At 68.6% G+C, this 20,795-nt stretch carries 17 protein-coding genes; 4 read left to right on the top strand and 13 right to left on the bottom strand.

Going from position 1 to position 20,795, the window contains the following annotated elements:
- Positions 1-5 precede the first annotated feature (5 nt).
- The gene (locus JHE00_RS16645; RefSeq protein WP_200318957.1) at positions 6-938 is read left to right on the top strand and encodes a zinc-binding dehydrogenase; all 933 of its coding nucleotides are present in this window, start codon (positions 6-8) and stop codon (positions 936-938) included.
- Here the strand turns inward: JHE00_RS16645 and JHE00_RS16640 are convergent.
- A complete protein-coding gene (locus tag JHE00_RS16640) occupies positions 935-1,774 on the bottom strand; it encodes a class I SAM-dependent methyltransferase (RefSeq protein ID WP_200318956.1) in 840 nt (279 codons plus the stop codon). The two genes, JHE00_RS16645 and JHE00_RS16640, sit on opposite strands and share 4 nt — an antisense overlap.
- 49 nt (positions 1,775-1,823) lie before the next feature.
- On the opposite strand from JHE00_RS16640, the gene JHE00_RS16635 reads away from it, so the two are divergent.
- Complete coding sequence (locus tag JHE00_RS16635) at positions 1,824-2,396, top strand: helix-turn-helix domain-containing protein (protein WP_200318955.1); 573 nt, start codon at positions 1,824-1,826, stop codon at positions 2,394-2,396.
- 8 nt (positions 2,397-2,404) lie between these two features.
- On the opposite strand, the gene JHE00_RS16630 is transcribed toward JHE00_RS16635, so the two are convergent.
- The 11 genes from JHE00_RS16630 to JHE00_RS16580 form a co-directional block, all read right to left on the bottom strand.
- Complete coding sequence (locus tag JHE00_RS16630) at positions 2,405-3,220, bottom strand: endo alpha-1,4 polygalactosaminidase (protein ID WP_307831966.1); 816 nt, start codon at positions 3,218-3,220, stop codon at positions 2,405-2,407.
- A gap of 68 nt (positions 3,221-3,288) precedes the next feature.
- On the bottom strand, positions 3,289-3,987 hold the full coding sequence (locus JHE00_RS16625; RefSeq protein WP_200318954.1) for a GPR1/FUN34/YaaH family transporter: 699 nt from the start codon (positions 3,985-3,987) through the stop codon (positions 3,289-3,291).
- A 33-nt stretch (positions 3,988-4,020) separates the two neighbouring features.
- Positions 4,021-5,712, bottom strand: a complete 1,692-nt coding sequence (gene groL / locus JHE00_RS16620; protein ID WP_200318953.1) for a chaperonin GroEL — start codon at positions 5,710-5,712, stop codon at positions 4,021-4,023.
- A gap of 25 nt (positions 5,713-5,737) precedes the next feature.
- Complete coding sequence (locus JHE00_RS16615) at positions 5,738-6,763, bottom strand: NAD(P)-dependent alcohol dehydrogenase (protein WP_200318952.1); 1,026 nt, start codon at positions 6,761-6,763, stop codon at positions 5,738-5,740.
- Positions 6,760-7,500 carry a metal-sulfur cluster assembly factor gene (locus JHE00_RS16610; RefSeq protein ID WP_200318951.1) on the bottom strand — a complete coding sequence of 247 codons (741 nt, stop codon included), beginning with the start codon at positions 7,498-7,500 and terminating at the stop codon, positions 6,760-6,762. Before JHE00_RS16610 ends, JHE00_RS16615 begins: the two co-directional genes overlap by 4 nt.
- Positions 7,497-8,534, bottom strand: coding sequence for an amidohydrolase family protein (locus tag JHE00_RS16605; protein WP_200318950.1), 1,038 nt, complete (start codon positions 8,532-8,534; stop codon positions 7,497-7,499). Before JHE00_RS16605 ends, JHE00_RS16610 begins: the two co-directional genes overlap by 4 nt.
- 10 nt (positions 8,535-8,544) lie before the next feature.
- Positions 8,545-8,916 carry a propane 2-monooxygenase effector subunit MimD gene (mimD, locus tag JHE00_RS16600; RefSeq protein WP_200318949.1) on the bottom strand — a complete coding sequence of 124 codons (372 nt, stop codon included), beginning with the start codon at positions 8,914-8,916 and terminating at the stop codon, positions 8,545-8,547.
- Positions 8,913-10,082 carry a ferritin family protein gene (locus JHE00_RS16595; RefSeq protein WP_200318948.1) on the bottom strand — a complete coding sequence of 390 codons (1,170 nt, stop codon included), beginning with the start codon at positions 10,080-10,082 and terminating at the stop codon, positions 8,913-8,915. Before JHE00_RS16595 ends, mimD begins: the two co-directional genes overlap by 4 nt.
- The gene (locus JHE00_RS16590; RefSeq protein WP_200318947.1) at positions 10,079-11,128 is read right to left on the bottom strand and encodes an NADH:ubiquinone reductase (Na(+)-transporting) subunit F; all 1,050 of its coding nucleotides are present in this window, start codon (positions 11,126-11,128) and stop codon (positions 10,079-10,081) included. Before JHE00_RS16590 ends, JHE00_RS16595 begins: the two co-directional genes overlap by 4 nt.
- 25 nt (positions 11,129-11,153) lie before the next feature.
- Positions 11,154-12,806: a ferritin family protein gene (locus JHE00_RS16585; protein ID WP_200318946.1), complete on the bottom strand. Its 1,653-nt coding sequence runs from the start codon at positions 12,804-12,806 to the stop codon at positions 11,154-11,156.
- Between the two features lie 96 nt (positions 12,807-12,902).
- Complete coding sequence (locus JHE00_RS16580) at positions 12,903-13,160, bottom strand: hypothetical protein (RefSeq protein WP_200318945.1); 258 nt, start codon at positions 13,158-13,160, stop codon at positions 12,903-12,905.
- Between the two features lie 151 nt (positions 13,161-13,311).
- Here JHE00_RS16580 and JHE00_RS16575 point away from each other — a divergent pair, with 151 nt between their 5' ends.
- Complete coding sequence (locus JHE00_RS16575) at positions 13,312-15,129, top strand: sigma-54-dependent Fis family transcriptional regulator (protein WP_372440464.1); 1,818 nt, start codon at positions 13,312-13,314, stop codon at positions 15,127-15,129.
- 46 nt (positions 15,130-15,175) lie between these two features.
- Complete coding sequence (locus tag JHE00_RS16570; RefSeq protein ID WP_200318944.1) at positions 15,176-16,276, top strand: nucleotide disphospho-sugar-binding domain-containing protein; 1,101 nt, start codon at positions 15,176-15,178, stop codon at positions 16,274-16,276.
- Positions 16,277-16,345: 69 nt separating this feature from the next.
- Here the strand turns inward: JHE00_RS16570 and JHE00_RS16565 are convergent, their stop codons facing one another.
- Entirely contained in the window at positions 16,346-20,791 is a 4,446-nt protein-coding gene (locus tag JHE00_RS16565) for a HAMP domain-containing protein (RefSeq protein WP_200318943.1), read from the bottom strand.
- Between the last annotated feature and the right edge of the window lie 4 nt (positions 20,792-20,795).

Here is a 20,795-nt window from a genome sequence, read left to right as displayed (position 1 = left end):
GAGCCATGCGCGCGGTACTGACGGTGACGGGACCCCGCTGGGAGATCGCGCGGGTGCCGCGGCCCGTCCCGGCTCCGGGTGAGGTGCTGGTGCGGGTGCGCGCCGCCGGGCTGAATCGCGCGGACGCGCTGATGCGCGAGGGCGGCTACGTGCCCGACGACGCGGGCTGGACGGTGGGCGCCGACCGGGTGGGCTTCGAGTTCGCGGGCGAGGTCGTGGAGCCCACGGGCGACTGGGCGGCGGGCGACGCCGTGGTGGGCCAGGCGGGCGGCACGTGCGCGGAGTTCGTCACGCTCGACCATCGCCTGCTGCTGCCACGCCCGGCGGGCTGGTCCTGGACCGAGGCCGCGGCCCTGCCCAGCGCCCTGCTCACCGAGTACGACGCGCTCACGCGGGGCGGGTTCGGCGAGGGCGACGCCGTGCTCGTGGTGGGCGCGACCAGCGGCGTGGGGCTGTTCGCGGTGGGACTCGCCGCGCACCTCGGCGCCAGCCGGGTGACCGGCACGACGCGGCGGCCCGAACGCGCCCCGGCGGTGCTCGCGGCGGGCGCCGACGACGTGCTCGTGCTGCCGGGCGACACCACGCGAGCCGGGTTCGACGTGGTGCTCGACCACGTCGGCGGCGACACCCTGGCCGCCGTGCTCCCGCTGGCCGCGCCGCGTGCTCGCGTGGTGCAGATCGGCAGGCTCGGCGGCGCCACGACGACATTGGACCTGGAACTGCTGGCCCGCAACCGGCTCAGCCTCATCGGCACCACGTTCCGCGGCAGGACACTGCCCGAGCTGGCACGGCTGGCCGACGCGGTGCGTCCCCACCTGGCGGAGCTGCCGGTGCGCCCGCTCGTCGACTCGACGTTCCCGCTGACCGAGCCCGAGGCGGCGTTCGCCAGGCTGAGCTCGCCGGAGCTGTTCGGCAAGGTCGTGGTGACCGCGCCCTAGTTCCGACGCGCGACCCAGGCGGTGCGGCTGGTGCGCGGCTCGAGGTCGGTGCGGTGCGCGAGCGACTCCGGGTCGTCGGCGGACAGCAGCCGGTCGAGCACCCCGAGATCGTCGGTGTCCAGTTCGGACTCCAGGGCCCGGTGGATGCGGCTCAGATAGCCGTGGGCGTAGCGGACCGTCCCCTCGGCAGCCGGGTCGGGCGCGAGCTCGAACCGGCGCTGCCCGGTCACCTCGAACCCGGCGCGCTCGAGGTGCGAGCGCCAGTCGGGGTGGGCGTTCCAGCCCGCGCGCGCCACCGCCTCGTGGCAGCGCCGCTCGAGACCGGGCGTGCCGAGACCGAGGTCGTCGGGCAGGAAGCGCGGGATGCCGTCCATCTCCACCACCACCAGCACACCGCCAGGAGCAAGCGCGGTGTGGACGTCGCGCAGCAGGCGGCCGGGGTCGGCGACCTCGTGCAGCGACGACGAGGCCCAGGCCAGCTCCACCGTGCCGAGCGCGGGCAGGCCGTCGTCGAGGTCCGCGCGCACGGTACTGACGCGCTCGGCGACGCCGTGCTCGCGGACGGCCGTCGCGACGCGGTCGAGCATGAGCTCCGAGCGGTCGAGCGCGCTCACGTGTGCCGAGGGGAAGCGGCGGGCGAGCGCCACGCTGCCGGTCCCGGTCCCGGCACCGAGGTCGGCGATGGCGCTCGGTTCGCCAGGCAGGTGCGATTCGAGCCACGCGGTGACCTCGTCGAGGTAGCCGCGCAACAGTGCCGCGTCCAGGTCGAGCAGGTCGGCGAGGTGCTCCTCGTGGTGTGCGTGCTGGTGTCCGTGCGAGTGCGCGTGCTGGGTCATGCGTTCGACGGTAACCGCGCTCCTGCGCTATCGGCATATACTCTTGCGTATGACGCAAGATGCCGCGCTGGACGCCGTGATCCGCAGCCGGATCCGCAGCCTGCGGGTGGCCCGCGGCTGGTCGCTGGACTCGCTGGCCGCCCGCTGCCACCTCAGTCCCTCCACGCTGAGCCGCATCGAGACCGGCAACCGCCGGATCGCCCTCGACCAGCTGGTGCCCATCGCGAAGGCGCTCGGCACCACACTCGACTCACTCGTCGAGTCGGCAGAGGACGACGACGTGGTGATTCGCCCCCAGCCCGAGCACACCCGGGGCGTCACGACGTGGCTGCTCTCGCGCGAGCGGGCCCCGCACGGCGTGCTGGTGGCCAAGATGCGCATCACCCCCGACCGGCCGACCGGCCCCGAGGAGCTGCGCGTGCACCCCGGCCGCGAATGGTTCACCGTGCTGTCGGGCACCGCGCGGCTGCACCTCGGCGAGCGGACGGTGCTGGTGCAGGAGGGCAACGCTGCGGAGTTCTCGACGATGCTGCCGCACGCGATCAGCGCCGTGGACGGGCCGGTGGAGCTGCTGAGCATCCTCGATCGCGAGGGCGAACGTGCCCACCGGCACCGGGACTGACGGCTGACCTACGGGCAGGCGTCGTAGGTGTAGCCCCGCTCGTCAGGGCCCACGAGGTCGCGGTCGCGCAGGATGGTCGAGCGCGGCGTCGGCACCCGCTCGCACGCCTCGCGGAACGGGCCCTCCAGATCGTCGGTGTACTCGATGTCGAGCACCGCCTGGCCGTAGACGTCGGTGTAGGCGGAGCACTCGTCCCAGCGCACGCACTCCTCGGCCACCGCGAAGTCGAACCCGGCCTCGTCGCGTCCCCGCTCGCCGAGCTCGGCGGCGTTCTTCTGTCCGATGAGGACACCGTGCTCGTGTGCGATGCGGGCCAGCTCCGCTGCCAGGGCGAGGTTGTCCTCGACGTCGAGGGCTCCGGCCGAGCGCGTGTAGGAGTCCAGGTTGTCCACCTCGATGGCCTGGAACCCCGAGTCCGCGCAGCGGGCGACGACCTCGCCCGCGAACTCGGCGAGCCGCTCGCGCTTGGCCGGGGTCGAGGTGTCGAGGATCAGCTCGTCCGGCCACGCGGGATCGGTCACCGGTTCGCCGTCATCGCCGGAGAGCACCAGGTCGCGCCTGTCCTCGAGCCACAGGTCCCGATCCTGCGGCTGGGACTGGAATCCGTTGACGTAACAGACGTTGTAGGCGCCCTCGGCAGGCTCGGCGGTGCTGTCCCGCACCACCAGGCCCACACCGTCGCCGGGCGGGTAGGCCGCGCCGAGCTGGTAGTCGAACCGGGCACCCTCGGGCCACGCCTGTCCGGCCTGTCCCGTCGGCGCCCCGCACGCCACGACGGCGCCCAGCAGCGCCGTCGCGAGCAGTCCCCGCACGCGTCTGATCACGTGCGCAACGCTAGAGCACGTCAGGAGGGCCGGTGCCACCACGCACCGGCCCTCCTCGTCGACGACTGTCAGGACATGATCGGCTTGCCGATCGGCGGGAACGCTCTCTTCGCTCCCGACGCCGTGAGCGCGACGTTGACGAACGCGCAGAAGCCGAGGAACGCGAATCCGAGAACGAAGTAGCCCGCGATCTCCAGCACCGTGGTGTTGCCGGTGTGCGCCGACGCGGCGGCCAACCCGAGCGCGGCCACCACGAGCAGCACGATCGCCGGGTAGATGGCGGGTAGCCGCAACGACGGGATCAGCAGGAACAGGAACAGCGCGCCCCAGGCGATGAAGAAGATCTCCTGGGTACCCGCGACCTGGTCGGCCGCGATCCCGTACCAGTTGTGCTGCAGACCCAGCAGCAGCGCGCCGAGACTGAGCCAGAACCCGGCGAACGTACCGGTGATACCGGCGACCATGGACTGCCCGAGCATCGCCGCCCACACCGTGACGACCACCAGGAAGAGTCCCGTGGCGGCCAGCACGATGGGCACCACCGCGCCGAGTGCGGTCGCGGGCAGCACCGCGCCGATCAACACCACCCCCAGCACGAGCGACCCGACCGCGAAGATCGGCAAGCCGACGATGAGCGGGTCACCGCCCGCGCCGACGACCACCCCGGTGGGAGTCGGCTCCGCGGGAGCGGAAGGCGGCACCCCGGTACGACCGAGCGCCTCCGGCGACTCGGGAACCGTGATCTTCTCGTGCCCAATGTGTGTCATTTCGATCAACCTCTGTTCCCGGAAACAAGGGACTCAGCCCACCGAAGGCCCCATCCCTAGCGACTGCGGGGTACTGGCATCGGGGGACGGCTGGTGCAGCCCCTCGTCCAGCGGACCGAACTCGGTCATCAACGCCGCGCTGCCACCCCACGGCGTCTGTTCCTCGGCGACCAGGGAGTCCGTGGTCAGCAGCAGTCCCGCCACCGAGGCGCCGTTCTGCAGCGCCGAGCGGCAGACCCGCAACGGATCGATGATGCCGAGCTCGATCATGTTGCCGTAGCGGTCGAGCAGGGCGTCGAACCCTTCGTCGTCACCAAGTCCTCTGGTCCGCTCGATCACCTCACTCGCCGCGTACCCCGCGTTGCCCGCGATGAGCGACGCGGGCTCGGCGAGCGCCCGCCGGACGATGTCGGCGCCGGTGGCGTAGTCACCGTCCAGTCCCGTTGTGGCGAGCACCTTCTCGGCGTGCAGCAGCGCAGCGCCGCCGCCCGCCACGATGCCTTCCGCCATCGCGGCCCGCGTCGCGGACAGGGCGTCCTCGACCCGGTGCTGCAGTTCCTTCAACTCGGCCGGCGTGGCCGCGCCGACGCGGATCATCGCGACCTTGCCGGTCAGCGCCCCGATGCGTTCGGTCAGTACGTCCTCGTCGATACCGAACTGCGCCCTGGACAGCTCCGACCGCAGCTGCGAAACGCGGAACTCCACCTTGTCCGCCGCGCCTGAGCCGCCGACGATCGTGGTGAGGTTCTCGTTGACCCGCACCTGCTTGGCCCTGCCGAGCTGTTCCAGAGTCATCGTCTCCATGGTGAACCCGGATTGCCTCGACAGCACAGATCCGCCCACAACGGCCGCGATGTCCTCCAGCTTGTGCAGCCTGCGGTCGCCGAAACCGGGCGCCCGCACGGCCACCGACTGGAACGTGCCATTCACGTGGTTGTGCACCAGCATGCTCAGTGCCGGGCCCTCGACGGTCTCCGCGATCAGCACCAGCGGCCGCGGCGCCCGCATGATCTTGTCGAGCACCGGCATCAGCTGCTGGACCTTGGTCACCTTCTCGGCGCACAGCAGGATGTAGGGGTCGTCGAGTACCGCCTCGAGCCTTCCGGGGTCGGTGACGAGGTACGGCGAGAGGTAGCCGTTGTCGAACTCGAAGCCCTCGACGAACTCCACGGACATGCCGATCTTCGGCGACTCCTCCACCGTCACGACACCGCCCTCGCCCACGGTGTGCAGCGCCTTGGCGATCACCGCGCCAACGGCGTCGTCGTCGTTGGCCGAAATGGCGGCGACCCTGGCGTAGTCGTGTTCGGTCGCCACGGGGTGTGCTGCCTTCTCCAGGTGCTCCACGAGCATGCCGACGGCGTGGTCGATGCCGCGCTTGACGAGCACCGGGTTTCCGCCCTCGCCGATGGCCTTCATGCCCTCGCGCACGATGGCCTGGGCGAGCACCGTCGCCGTGGTGGTGCCGTCGCCCACCACGTCGTTGGTCTTGATCGCGGCTTCCTTGACCAGCTGTGCCCCCATGTTCTCGAACTGGTTCTTCAGGTGGATCTCCCTGGCGATGGTCACGCCGTCGTTGGTCACCACGGGCGAGCCGGTGATCTTCTCGATGATCACGTTGCGGCCCTTGGGTCCCAGGGTCGACTTCACCGCGTCGGCCAGCTTGTCCACACCGGACAGCAGCAGCTCGCGGGCTTGCGGGCCGTAGCGAAGTTCCTTGGCCATCGTGAGTCTCCTCGAGGGGGAAGCGTCAGGGGGTGAGGATCGCGCGGCCGCGGACCCGGCCCGCGTCCAGATCGGCCAGCGCGTCGAGCGCGTTGTCGAGCGGATACTTCTTGGTGTGCAGGGTGACCTTGCCCGCCTGGGCGAGCACCATCAGTTCCGCGAGGTCGTTGTAGGTACCCACCAGATTGCCCACCACGTTGCGTTCGGTGGAGATGATGTCGATTGTCGGGATGTCGATGTTGCTGCCGTAACCGATCACGAAGTGCGAGCCCGCCCTGCGGGTCATCGCGAACGCGTCCTGCTGTGCGCCCTGCTCGGCGACGAAGTCCAGCACCACCTCGGCGCCGTTGCCGCCGGTGAGGTCGAGCACGGCGTCCACGTGCTTGCCGTCGGCGAGTACGGTCTCGTCGGCGCCGAGCGTGCCCGCGAGTTCGAGCGCGTCGGCGTTGCGGTCCACCACCACGACGGTGGCCGCGGTGAGCGCCTTGAGCGACTGGATGCCGATGTGCCCGAGACCTCCGGCGCCGTTGACGACGCACACGGTGCCCGGATACAGCAGCGGCGCGGCCTTGCGCACCGCGTGGTAGGCGGTGATGCCCGCGTCGGCCAGCGCCGCCACGTCCTCGGGCCTGGTCTCCGGGTCGAGCTTGATGCACGCGCGCGCCGACGTCAGCAGGTACTCGGCCATGCCGCCGTCGGCGTTGATACCGGGGAAGGAGCTGTTGACGCAGTGCATGTCGTCGCCGGCCCTGCACGCGTGGCACAGCCCGCACGTCGGCGTCGGGTGCAGGATCACGGTGTCACCGACCTCCACGTTGGACACCGCCGGGCCGACCTCGTGCACCCAGCCCGCGTTCTCGTGGCCGATCGTGTAGGGCAGTGTCACCCCGGACTTCTCGGCCCACTGCTGCTCGATGATGTGCAGATCGGTGCGGCAGACCCCGGCGCCCCCGATCTTGACGACGACGTCGAACGGTTCCTTTGCCGTGGGCTCCGGCACCTCTTCGATGACGGGTTGCTCGTGGTAGGAGTGCAGTCGGACGGCCTTCATCTGGTGTCCTCCCGGTCCTCGCTGTGCGGATAGCGCGCGTGCAACATGCCTCGGCAGACACCGGAGTTCGCCTCCTGGCTCGTCCGCGTGAGCCTGGCGAACCCCAGATGCCGCGTGAGGTTCGCCGGTTCGACGGCGGAGCCGGAGACCGGATCGACGAGCAGCGGATCGTCGTCGGCGCATGGCAGGCCGAGCTCGCGCCTGCGGTCGCGCAAGCGTTCGCGGTCAGGGCTTTCGGGCGCGTCGCCGAGGGTGAGCTCCGTCAGCCGTTCCCGGTCGGTGCCCGCCGCGAGCACGGCCCTGCACACCCGGTCGGTGCCGGCGAGCACGGCCTTGCGCACGAAGTCGGCGCGCAGGCTGTCGAGCTCGTCGACCGCCTCCCCCTCGAACGACGCGACGAAGCCCGCCCGCGCGGCAACGCCGCGGTTGATCGCATCGGCGGCGAAGTGGTCGTCGAGCGCGACGTCGGCCTCTCGCACCCCCGGCACGGCTGACACCGCGTCGTAGGCGTCGGCCACCATGAGGAAGGCGAAGTTCGGTGCGCAGAAGTAGGTGGGCAGCCGCAGCCGCACCACGGCTCTGCCCGCTCGGCTCACCTCGGCCCGTGACACGAACCCGAGGTCGGTGAGTGGCTCGTCCAGTTCGGGATCCCGGACGGTGCCCAGCGCCGACCAGACCGCCGAGGTGACAGCGGCGGTCCGGCCGGCGCGGGCCCCAGGGAGGTCGACTGCCGTCATGGTCCCGGCACGCCGACCGGCTCGACGACCGGCGGCTCGGCGAGCCGAAGGTCGGCGGGCACATCGATGTCGTAGAGCCTGGCCGCGTTCAGACCGAGGATCTTCTTCTTCTGCGCCGTGGTGAGCGGCGCGAAGTCCGACAGTTCCTCGTCCTTCGGCATGTTCCAGTCGACGAAGCCCTCGACCTGCCACTTGGGTTCCCAGATGGCGTAGTCGGCGCCGAAGATCAGCTTGTCCTCGCCGAGCCAGAACATCAGCTCGCCCATGACCTTCGCGAAGAACTTCGGCCTCGCGTGCATGAGCCCGCCGACGACCACGGCGAGGCCCGCGTACACGTTGCGTTCCTGCGTGGCCATGAAGCAGAAGTCCTCGATCCGGGGCAGGCCCACGTGCTCGACGATGAAGTTGAGCTCCTGGAAGTTGGTCGCCACGTGGTCGATGTCGGAGACGTCGAAGGCGTCCTTGTCCAGCGGCCAGATCGTCGGGCCCTTGTGCACGTGGATGTTGCGCACGCCGAGCTCCTGGCACTTCTCCAGGTACCTCGCGGCCTCGGGATCCTTCAGGCTCCAGCCGCGCGAGTCACCCATCCACTCCGCGGTGTAGAGCTTGACGCCCTTGCAGCCGTAGCGCTTGACCCGTTCCTCGAACGCCCGCATGCCCGCGTCGCCCTCGCGAGGGTCGAAGTAGGTGTTGACGACGAACTTGCCGGGGTGGCGCTCGGACAGCTCGGCGTTGGCCTCGGTGGTGTTGAAGCCGTTGGTGTACCACTGCCGCAGGTTGGTCGGCTGGAAGATCGCGATGTCCACGTGTCCCTCGTCGAAGAGGTCGTGCATCATCAGCTCTTCCGAGTACTTCTGGAAGCGGTCCAGCGGCCAGTGGGTCTCAGCGGGGCCGAGGCCCTGGTAGGCGTGGAAGCACTCGATCCAGCCCTTGGCGTACTCCTCCTGGCCTGGCACCCAGTTGTCGGGGCTGGCGTCCCAGAAGTGCGTGTGAGCGTCGACGACGAAGTACTTCTCACCATCCTTTGTGTACATATGTTGACCCCTAGCTGATCGGTTTGAGGTCGAAGTCGAGGTACTCGGCAGCGTCCTCGGGGTTGGCGAACATGATCGTGCGGTCGTCGAGGTGGACCATGCGGCCGTAGTGGGTCGACATGCTCTCCTCGAACTCGGCGGAGTTGAACCAGCCCTCCTCCTCGCCCGCGGCCTCGTCGACCTCGCTGTAGATCACGTCCATGCGGCCGTCGGCGTCGACGCGGATCATCGAGGGCAGCGGCGTGATGGTGACGTTGTCCCGCTGTTCCATCACTTCCGCCACGATCGCGCCGACCTGGTTGTTCATCAAGGTGAACCCACACCGGTTGGACGCGGTGTTGTCGGATTTGAACGGGCTCTCGGCGGTCTTGAACGTGGTCACTGGCCCAGCTCCTTCGGTGCTTGCAGTCCCAGATCGGACAGGATTCCGCTGAAGCGGCTCTTGGCGCGGTCGAGACCGTCCTCGAACCGTGGGGGCTTGGCATCGGGCTGCGACCACAGCGGCTGCATCGTGCGCGCGGCGGAGAGGCAGCGCGGCACCCAGCGCGTCAGCCACTGCTGGAGCAGGCCGCGGTTGTGGTCGGCGAACTCGCGGTCGTTCACGAGCAGGTCGAACATCACGCGCGTGTACCGGAGGTCGCGCTCCGAGTAGTCGAACTCCTCCGCACCGATGAGCGTCGGCGTGACGAAGTCACCGTTGGCAGGCGCCGCTTGCTGGACGAGGTTGCTGCGGAACAGCTCCCCCACCAGCGGCTCGAACACGACGTTGGCCGCGAAGATCGCCTCGCACCAGTCGTCGATCGCGGTGAGCTGCTCGGTCACCTCACGCACGCCCTGCCACGCCGGGTCCTCGTTCCACGTGGTCAGGTGAGCGGCGCCGTCGAAGTCCTCCATCTCCTCGGAGAGAGTGAGGTTGTAGAGCGCGAGGTCCTGCGCGGCCCTGATCCGGTGCATGCTGTTCACCGAGATCGCGTTGTTGTGCATGTTCGTCGGCGCCCTGCGGTTGGCGTTGGCGAACAGGTACAGGCCGAGCCCGTGGTCCACGTGCATCCACGCGCCCACGTGCTGTGCCACGAAGTTCCGCCAGTTGCGGTTCCACTGGTCGAAGGCCTTGGCCTGCCGTGCGGCGTCGACGTTCTGGTTGAGCTGGCGCACCACGTTGGCGTTGTAGCGGTAGAGCGTGAGCTCCCACTCCTCGTTGGGGTCGCGGAACTCGTGCCAGCCGAGCGCGGGCCAGTCGTAGCCCTTGCCGCCCGAGCCGGGGCTGCGCTCCGGTATCGGCCGGTCCGATCCCCATGCCTTCAGCACCGTCCACTCGAGCGGGTAGCCGCCCCTGCCGTCGGCGAAGGCGTAGAGCCAGCCCTGGGTGAGGTAGTGCCTCGGGTCCGGCTGCACCTCGACGGTGACGTCCTCGTAGTGGCTCTGCTTCCGCTTCTGCGGCGTGAAGTAGTTGAACCGGCGCAGCTCCGAGTCCGGGAACACCTTCGCGCCCGCCTCCGCGTCGGTGAAGACGGGCTTCGGCACGCTGCGTTCATGCGTGGTGGTCATGGGGTCGTCCCTTCGGCGGTAGTCGTGAACTTGTCGTAGAAGACGCGTTTGTCGGCGACGCCCAACTGCGGCAACAGCTCGAGCGCGGCCTCGACCATCGGTGGAGGCCCGCACACGTACGCGTCGATGCCCGTCAGGTCACCCTCGAGCCTGCGCACGACGTCGGTGATCAGACCGGTCTCGCCGGTCCAGCCGTCGTCGTCGCCAGACTCGGACAACGCGGGCACGTAACGGAAGCCGGGCAGCTTCTCCTCCAGCGCCGTCAGTTCCTCGTCGAAACAGAGGTCCCGGCGGCCGCGGGCGCCGTAGTAGAAGGTCGTCTTGCGGTCGATGCCGCGTTCGGCCATGGACCGCAGCAACGCCAGGATCGGCGCCATCCCGGCACCACCACCGACGAAGACCAGCGGCGCGTCGGGCGCGTCGCGCAGGGTGAAGACCCCGAACGGCCCGCTGATCTCCAGCCGGTCACCGACCGCGACCTCGGTGTCCAGGAAGCCGGAGAACAGGCCGCCGGGGTAGATCTTGATGACGAACTCCAGCAGGCCGCCTTCCCTGCTGGAGGTGTTGGCCATGGAGAACGAGCGGGTCTCGCCGGTGCCGGGGACGCTGAAGTCCACGTACTGGCCGGGAAAGAACTTCAGGTCTGTCGGCTCCACCAACCGCACCACCAGATGGCGCATGTCGTGCGTGACCCGCTCGTTCGACACCACTTCGGCCACCGCCTGCTGGATCGGCAGTCCGGAGTGGATCATCTCCTCGTCGTAGTTCAGCAGCTCGATCGTCAGATCCTCGTAGGCGTGTGCCCTGCACAGGAGTGTGAAACCCTCCTCCTTCTCGAAATCGGGCAGAGCGAACGTGGAATAGCGATCGTGCTCGACGTCCTCACCGTCGAGGATGAAGGACTTGCATGAGGCGCACTGACCCTCCTTGCAACCGTGCATGAGCATGACGCCCTGCTCGGCCGCCGCTCGGAGGATCGTCTGCTCCTCGTCCGCCTCGATCTCGATGCCCACCGGCTCGAACCGGACCACATGCTTGTCTCCCATGGCTGCCTCACCACGACCGGCGAGGTCAGGTCTGGGCCGGCGCCGGACGCCCGGCCGGTCCCTGACGGTTGTAGTCGGCCTGGAACGCGGCCCGCTCGTCGTCGCTCATCTGGTTGAGCACCACGTTCGGGCTCTGCACCTCGGGCATACGGCGCAGGTGGTCCAGTGTCCACATCTTCTTCGGGTCGAGGTCCAGGTGCGGCTGGGCGACCATGGTCTTGCCGTCGTCACGGACGAAGCCCATGTCCGACACGATGTCTGCCCAGTTCCAGCCGTGGTACAGCGTCTCCCACTCCCGGGAACCGACCAGCTGGCCCATGTTCGGCGTCTGCCGGCCCTGGTAGGTCGGCCGGAACGCCTCGACATCGGTCCACCGGCACGGCTCCGAGCAGTAGGTCCGCCACTGCCCTTCGACCTTGTCCGTCACCATGTCCTCGCGAACGAGGCACGGCACCATGCACGTCCAGCAGCGGTGCGGGTACACGTAGTCGACGTCCTCGGCGACGATCGGGTGATGTCCGTTCGGCACCGACAGCCGGTTGTAGTTCTCCCACCACTTGCCGTACTTGTCGTACCAGCCGGGGTACTTGCTCTCGAACCACTCGAAGTCCTCGTCGGTCATCGGGTCGATCCGCCAGTAGTTGGCGAGCCAGCCCGTGGCGAAGAACTGGGCGACTTCGTGCACGTATCCCTTGTTCCAGATCCGGTTCCACGCCTCTTCGATGAGGTCGTGCGGAATCACCAGTCCGTACTTCTCCAACGGAACCAGGTAGCTGCGGTAGTAGTCGTCGTAGATCCACCTGCGCCACATCTCCGCGTAGCTCTCGCGGTCCTTGCGGCGGTCCTTCGTGCCGTACTCGATGAACGTGCCGATCGCCGCGTCCACGACGGCGTGGTTGTTCCACCACGCGTACCGCAGGTCGCGTTCGAGCAACTGGTGGTTGTTCTCGTCGGACAACGCCATCAGCAGGGTCGCGTAGCCGTTGCTGATGTGGCGGGACTCGTCGGACTGCACCGAGTGGAACACCGTCGGCAGCAGGTAGTCCCCGTTGGCGGCGGCCTCCGCGGGCATCGCCACGAACAGTGTGTTCGTGAACGCCGTCTCGGCCACGATCGTCAGGTAGATGCTCGCCGCGGTGATGGCGTCACCGGTGATGAAGCCCTCGGCGAACTGGCGGCCGATCGTGCCGCAGTAGTCGTTCTGGAAGTTGCGCAGGCTCGAGTTGAAGCCCGCGGGGTCGATGTAGTTCTGCATGTACAGGCGCTTGAGGTTCTGCTGAATCGTCGAGTGCCTGACCTCATCGATCATCTGGATGGCCTGGCCGTTGTGCAGTTCCGGGTTGGGAACCGTGCGGAACAGCAGCGGCATGGCTCGGGCAGCGGAAATCTCTGGCAACGGAATGATGCTGAGGAATAATTTCTGCCATTCCAGCCATCGTTCCTGGACCTGGCGGAACATGTTGCCCCTGATCGCGCCGTCCTCGGCCCCGTAGACGCGGTGATCCTTTTCTTCCTGCATGGGGAAGTAGGAACGCAGAACCTGCTTGAGCGGGTCCTTTTTCTTTGCCTTGCGGAACGTGTAGTCAGTTCCGTACTGCGATACCGGCTCGTGATAAGCCGGCTCCCAGGAAAGCTCCTGGATCTTCTGGTGGGCTTTCGCCACGCTCTGGCGGCTCATTGATCACTCCTTGCGTGGGCACACGTCCTACGCAGCCGATTACATGCCGACCCGGCGTGGGCGCGAGTCTCAATATGAGACAACACCGAAGAGATATCACCCCTGGTCGCCGGGCTGATCCAATATCGTCTCGCGTAGGTCGGCCAACTGCTGGCGAATGTCGTCGTTGATTCGGTTGTCCCCCTCTGCCGCGGGACGGATGCCAAATGCACGCAACAGTTCCGCGGCCGGATCACCCGGGTGGCCACTTTCCCCGAGTGTCGGATGCAGGCCTTCTCCGACGAGATGATGGAACACGACGTTCACCACGGTCCACGGGTTGTAGGTCTCGATCGACCGTGCGGGATCCGTCATGAGGCAACACCTCCACCGCAGGTGCCTGAACATCAATGAGAACCCCATTCTGACGCGATGGCGTGTCTCAATTTGAGACATCCTTCAACGCGGCCCCTCACCTAAGCTGGAGATACGGCACAACGGTGTGGCGGCGGAGGAGGTCACCGTGGTGGACATCGCGCCTGCGCCCCGTGCCCCGGTACTGCCCGACGACGAGGGACTGGCCCGTATCAGGGTCCGGTTCCTCACTTCGGAGACCGTCGAGGCCGACCAGGTGCGGGAAGCGATACTCGCGTCCTGGTGGCGCTCCCACGAGTTCGGCGTGCCCGCCGACCACATCGATCTGCCCTACACCGCCGACCAGGACCTGGACACACCGCTGATCCACAGCGCGGCCCCCGTGCTGGAGCGGCTCGGCGACCAGTTGCAGGGCCAGCCGATCAGTCTCATTCTCACCGACCCCACCGGGGTGGTGCTGACCCAGCGCACCGGCGACACCGACCTGCACCGCCACCTCGAGCGCGTGGAACTGGTGCCGGGCTTCAGCTACGGCGAACGGTTCGTGGGCACCAACGGCATCGGCACCGCGCTGGAGGACAGCAGGCCCACCCACGTCTTCGGCCACGAGCACTACGCCGAGAACCTCGAGAACCTGGCGTGCGCGGGCGTTCCGATCCAGCACCCGATCTCCGGCAAGACGATCGGCGCGATCGACCTGACGTGCTGGCGCAAGGACGCGGGCGGTTTGCTGGTGGCGCTGGCGCGCACGACGGCGGAACAGCTGAGGCAGGCTCTGCTGACCCACAGCAACCTGCGGGAGCTCGTGCTGTTCCAGGCATATCTGCAGACCTGCCGCCGGACCACCGGAATCGTCATGGCGTTCAACGACGACGTGGTGATGATGAACGACGGCGCGCGGCAGCTGCTCGATCCCGCCGACCAGTCCGTGCTGCTCGGCAGGGCGGGCCACGAGCTGGCCGAGGCACGCCGCGCCACGGTCACGGTGTCGCTGGCCAGCGGCGGCAAGGTGCGACTGTCGTGCCGCCGGGTTCCCGGTCACCGTGACGACGAGATCGCCGGTGGTGTGCTGTCGGTGAAACTGCTCGACGCCGACGAGGAACGCGGGAACGTGAGCCTGCCGATGCTGCCGATGTTCCTGCCCGGTGTGGTGGGTTCGGCACCGCCGTGGTTGCGCAGCGCCCACGAGGTGGACGCCGGCTACGGCAGCGGCGACTGGCTCGTGTTGCTGGGCGAGCCAGGCACCGGCAGGGCCACGCTCGCGCGCGGCGTGCACCACCGCCGCAACCCGACCGGCCGGCTGCACACCATCGACGCGCAGGCGGGGACGGACTGGGCAGGCGACCTCCGAGCGGATCTGCTCGACGACCCGGTGGACACCCTCGTGCTCCGGCACGCGGACCGGCTCTCGCAGACCGAGCTGACCATGCTCGTCGCCACGCTGCGCGAGGCGCGCTCCCGCGCCGAGGGCGGGCGGGTTCCGTGGGTGACGATCACGCTCGGCCCCGACGCCGAGAGCAGGCCCGAGCTCACCGAACTGCTGACGTTCTTTCCTCGCACCGTGTCTGTGCCACCGCTGCGCAGGCACGTGGAGGACCTCAACGAGCTGGTGCCGCTGCTGCTGAGCAAGCTCTCGCGCGGCGGGCACCTGACGTGCTCGCCCGCGGCGATGCACCTGTTGCTGCGCTCGGACTGGCCGGGCAACACCGCGCAGCTCTACCGCGTGCTCAAGCAGATCGCGAAGCGGCGGCGCACGGGCGTCATCCAGCCGAGCGACCTGCCCGCCGAGTACCACACGATCGCGCGCAGGTCACTGAACCGGTTCGAGACCGTGGAACGCGACGCGATCGTGCGCGGGCTCGAGGACGCGGGCGGCAACAAGGTCAGGGCGGCCAAACTGCTCGGCATCTCGAGGGCGACGATCTACCGGAAGATCCACGAGTACGGCATCGTCGTCCCGGACCGCTGACACTACGGATGTAGTATTTTCACTACAGGCGTAGTACGCTCACGGCATGAGAGTTCTCCTCGTGTCGGCGCCGCTGCTGGGGCACGCCTTTCCACTGGTGCCGCTCACGCTCGCGCTGCGCGAGGCCGGGCACGACGTGCTCGTGGCCGCGGGTGGACCCGCGCTCGCGGTGCGCGAGGCAGGCGTCGAGGTGGCCGACGTCGCCTCCGGCGTGCGGCTCAACCGCGCCGGGCTGCGGATCGCACTCACCCACCCTCGGCTGGCGAAGGCCGAGGCGGCGGGTGCGGGCGGGCTCGACTTCGTCTCGCGGCTCTTCGCGACGGCGGGCGAGCAGATGTCGGGCGAGGTGGTGTCGCTGGCGGGGCAGTGGAAACCGGATCTCGTGGTGCACGAGCCGCTCGCCGTGGCGGGCGCGATCGCCGCACGCCACCAGGGCGTGCCCGCCGCCGTGCACGACACGTCGCTGTTCGACAGCGTCGCGCTCACCGCGGCGATCGCGGCCCGGCTCCGCCTCCCGCTGCCGAAGCCCGCTGCCGTGCTGCGCACGACCCCGCCGAGCCTGGGCACGTTCGAGACACCGGACGTCCGGACGATCCCGCTGCGCCCGGTGCCCTACAGCGGCAAGGGCGAGGTGCCCGCGTGGCTCGCCGAGCAGCCCGCTGTGCCGAGGATCCTGGTCAGCCGCAGCACGGTCGCGGGCCCGGGAGGCGGCAGGATGATGGCCGCGCTCGCGCGCGCGGCCGAGGGAGTCGAGGCCGAGGTGGTCCTCGTCCGGCCGTCGGCACGACTGACGAGAAAACCGTTGCCGCCCAACGTCTCGGCGCTCGGCTGGGTGCCGATCCCCGAGGTGCTGCCGACGTGCGCCGCGATCGTCCACCACGGCGGCGCGGGAACGCTGCTGGCCGCGCTCGCGGCGGGAGTGCCGCAGCTGATCGAGCCGGGGGCGGGCGACCGGGCCCACCACGCACGCCTGGTGTCGGCGAGGGGAGCGGGTCTGTCGGCGTCAGCGCGAGACGTGACGCCGGAACTGCTGACGCGCCTGGTCACCGACGAGACCGTGACCAGAGCGGCCACGCAGGTCCGAGCGGAGATCGCGACCCTGCCGACCCCGACAGAGGTCGCGCAGCAACTCCCGCACCTGACCTGACCCGACTGCGGTGAAGGGCACCTTTACTGCGTTCAACGCAGTAAAGGTGCCCTTCACCGCATACCGGGATCAGTCCGGGAGCCAGCGGCCGATGCAGCTCAGGAGTTCGTCCGGGTTCACCGGCTTGGTGACGTAGTCGCTGGCGCCCGCGGCCAGGCTCTTCTCCCGGTCACCCGCCATCGCCTTGGCCGTGACCATGATGATCGGCAGCGTCGCGAACCTCGACATCTTGCGGATCGCCGCCGTGGTCGCGTGGCCGTCCATCTCCGGCATCATCACGTCCATCAGGATCAGGTCCACATCCGGACTCCGTTGCAGTGCCTCGATTCCCCTGCGGCCGTTCGGCGCGTGGCTCACCGAGATCCCGTGCATCTTCAGCATCTCCGCGATCGCCAGCACGTTGCGCGCATCGTCGTCGATCAGCAGCACCTTGCGTCCGTGCAGGCCCGTGATCCCTCCCGGGGCCACCGCCGACTCGGGCTCCTCCGTGTCCGCCGCATCCGTCGAGGCGCTCAACAGTGCCGTGAAGCGCTCACGTAGCTCGTCCAAAGAGGACAGCAGTTCGACCGACCGCGTGCGGGCCCTGGCGTCGAGCAACCGCGTCTGCGCCGGACTCAGCTTGCGCGTCGGGTGCGCCAGCACCGGCACGGTCACCGGTTCCGCAGTGTCGGCGAGCCGCTGCAGGAACGTCATCGCCGCCGCGCCGGGCAGGCTCGCGTCGAGAACCACGAACTCGTAGTTCCCGCGCTTGAGCGCGTCCACGGCTTCGTCGGGGGTGGTCACCGAGTCGATGCGCAGCGAGTCGGCCAGGGCGGGCGTGTCCGCCGCGAAACCCCGCACCAGCAGAGTTAGCAGCCGGTCCTCGTCGGCCTCGACCACGAGAACCCCGGCACCGGGCTCGGTCTCCGGCCGGGTCCTCGGCTCCGCCGCGAGCTCGAACCTCGGAGACACCGGCAGGTACAGCGTGAAGGTGCTGCCCTTGCCGTACTGGCTCTGTGCCCTGAGTTCGCCGCCGAGCAGGTTCGCCACCTGCCTGCTGATCGACAGCCCGAGCCCGGTGCCGCCGTAGCGCCTGCTCGTGGTGCCGTCGGCCTGCTGGAACGCGCTGAAGATCGTGCCCAGGTTCTCCTGCGCGATCCCGATTCCCGTGTCCACGACCGAGAACGCCACGCTGGGATCGCGCCCGGACGCCTCGGCGTTGTCGAGTCGCACCCGCAGTTCCACGTGGCCCCGGTCGGTGAACTTGACGGCGTTGGAGAGCAGGTTGCGCAGCACCTGCCGCAGCCGCTGCTCGTCGGTGTAGAGCTCGTCCGGCACATCGGGATCCATGACGACGTCGAACTCGAGGCCCTTGTCCGCGGTCAGCGGACGGAACGTCGTCTGCACGTACCCGAGCAGCTGCGGCAGCGGCACCAGCTCGGGGTGGATGTCCATCTTGCCCGCCTCGACCTTCGACAGGTCGAGGATGTCGTTGATCAGCTGCAGCAGGTCGGTGCCCGCCGACTCGATCACCTTGGCGAACTCGACCTGCTTCGGTGTGAGGTTCTGCGTCGAGTTCTGCGAGAGCACCCCCGCGAGGATCAGCAGACTCGTCAGCGGCGTGCGCAGCTCGTGCGACATGTTGGCCAGGAACTCGGACTTGTACTTCGACGCCAGCGCCAGCTGCTGCGCGCGTTCCTCGATCTCCTGGCGCGCCTGCTCGATCTCGAAGTTCTTCACCTCGATGTCGCGGTTCTGCTGCGCCAGCAGCTCCGCCTTGTCCTCCAGCTCGGCGTTGGACTGGCGCAACTTCACCTGCTGCGCCTGCAATTCCTCCGAGCGGGCCTGCAGCTCGCCCGCGAGCCGCTGCGACTCCTCCAGCAGCGCGTCGGTGCGCCCGTTGGCGATGATCGTGTTGACGTTGACGCCGATCGACTCCATGAGCTGTTCGAGGAAGTCGCGCTGCACCACGGTGAACCGGGTGAACGACGCCAGCTCGATCACGCCGAGCACCTGGTCCTCGAACACGATGGGCAGCACGATGAGGTTCACCGGCGGCGCCTCGCCGAGACTTGAGGAGATGCGCACGTAACCCGGCGGCGTCTGCTCCACCACGAGCGGACGGCGCGTGTGCGCGACCTGGCCGACGAGCGACTGGCCGAGGTCGAACTCCAGCGGCTGCGCGCCGTTGCCCACGCGACCGTAGCTCGCGATCCTCCGCAGGCGCGCACCGTCCTCGCCGGCATCCATCACCAGGAACGTGCCGTACTGGGCGCCGACGAGCGGGGCCAGCTCGTTCATGATGAGCTGGGTCACCGCGCGCATGTCGCGATGTCCCTGCAACAGCCCGGAGATGCGCGCGAGGTTGGTGTTGAGCCAGTCCTGTTCCTGATTCGCCCGCGTGGTCTCGCGCAGCGACTGCACCATCGAGTTGATGTTGTCCTTGAGCTCGGCGACCTCGCCCTTGGCTTCCACCGAGATGGAGCGGGTGAGGTCGCCCGTGGTGACAGCGCTGGTCACCCCGGCGATCGCCCGGACCTGCCGCGTGAGGTTCTCGGCCAGTTCGTTGACGTTCTCGGTCAGCCGCTTCCACGTTCCGGACACGCCCTCGACCTCGGCCTGGCCTCCGAGCTGCCCCTCCTTGCCGACCTCGCGGGCCACGCGGGTCACCTCGGCGGCGAACGCGGAGAGCGTGTCGACCATCGTGTTGATGGTGGTCTTGAGCTCCAGGATCTCGCCGCGGGCGTCGACGTCGATCTTCTGCGACAGGTCACCGCGCGCCACGGCGGTGGTCACCTGCGCGATCGAGCGCACCTGCCCGGTGAGGTTGTTGGCCATCGAGTTGACGTTGTCGGTGAGGTCCTTCCAGGTCCCCGCCACGTTGGAGACCCGGGCCTGGCCGCCGAGGATGCCCTCGGTGCCGACCTCGCGCGCCACGCGCGTCACCTCGTCGGCGAACGCGGAGAGCGTGTCCACCATCGTGTTGATCACCTGCGCGAGCGCGGCGACCTCACCCTTGGCCTCGACGGTGATCTTCTGAGACAGGTCACCGCGCGCCACGGCGGTGGCCACCTGGGCGATGGAGCGCACCTGGTCGGTCAGGTTGTCGGCCATCACGTTCACCGACTCCGTCAGGCCCTTCCAGGTACCCGACACACCCTTCACATCGGCCTGACCACCCAACCGGCCCTCGGTACCCACCTCACGAGCGACGCGGGTGACCTCATCGGCGAACGAGGACAACTGATCGACCATCGTGTTGATCGTGTTCTTCAGCTCCAGGATCTCGCCCCGGGCGTCCACGGTGATCTTCTGCGACAGATCACCCCTGGCGACCGAGGTGGTGACCTCCGCGATCGAGCGCACCTGGTCGGTCAGGTTGTCGGCCATCACGTTCACCGACTCCGTCAGGCCCTTCCACGTGCCCGACACACCCTTCACATCGGCCTGACCACCCAACCGGCCCTCGGTACCCACCTCACGAGCGACGCGGGTGACCTCATCGGCGAACGAGGACAACTGATCGACCATCGTGTTGATCGTGTTCTTCAACTCCAGGATCTCGCCCCGGGCATCCACGGTGATCTTCTGCGACAGATCACCGCGCGCCACGGCGGTGGCCACCTGGGCGATGGAGCGCACCTGGTCGGTCAGGTTGTCGGCCATGAGGTTCACCGACGTCGTGAGATCCCGCCAGGTCCCGGCCACGCCGTGCACCTCGGCCTGCCCACCCAGTGCGCCTTCGGTGCCGACCTCGCGGGAGACGCGGGTGACCTCGTCGGCGAACGAGGAGAGCTGGTCCACCATCGTGTTGATCGTGTTCTTCAGCTCCAGGATCTCGCCCCGGGCATCCACGGTGATCTTCTGCGACAGGTCACCGCGCGCCACCGACGTGGTGACCTCCGCGATCGAGCGCACCTGCGCGGTCAGGTTGCCCGCCATGAAGTTCACCGACGTCGTCAGATCCCGCCACGTGCCCGCAACGCCGTGCACCTCGGCCTGCCCGCCGAGCCTGCCCTCGCTGCCGACCTCGCGCGCCACGCGCGTCACCTCGTCCGCGAACGAGGAGAGCTGATCCACCATCGTGTTGATCGTGTTCTTCAGCTCCAGCAGCTCGCCTTTGACGTGCACGGTGATCTTCTGCGACAGATCGCCGTTCGCCACGGCGGTGGCGACACCCGCGATGTCGCGCACCTGTGCGGTGAGGTTGCTGGCCATCGCGTTGACCGACTCGGTCAGGTCCTTCCACGTCCCGGAGAGGGCGGGAATCTCGGCCTGGCCGCCGAGCTTGCCGTCGGTGCCGACCTCGCGGGCCACCCTGGTGACCTCGGAGGTGAACAACGAGAGCTGGTCGACCATCCCGTTGAACACGGTGGAGATCTCGTCGAGCAGCACGTCGCCGACCCGGGGCAGTCGCGTGCTGAAGTCACCGTCGCGCACCGCCTTGAGCCCGTCCAGCAACTCCTGGAGCCGCTCCTCGTCGTGTGCGGCGCCGTCCTTGCCCGGTTGTCGGTGTTCCGACGCTCGCTGTGCCATCGGC

The organism is Prauserella cavernicola, assembly GCF_016595675.1.
In the GTDB taxonomy this organism is placed as follows: Bacteria; Actinomycetota; Actinomycetes; order Mycobacteriales; family Pseudonocardiaceae; genus Prauserella_A; species Prauserella_A cavernicola.
The sequence above is the reverse complement of the archived record's forward strand: the minus strand, read 5'-3'. Positions and strand labels throughout refer to the sequence as shown.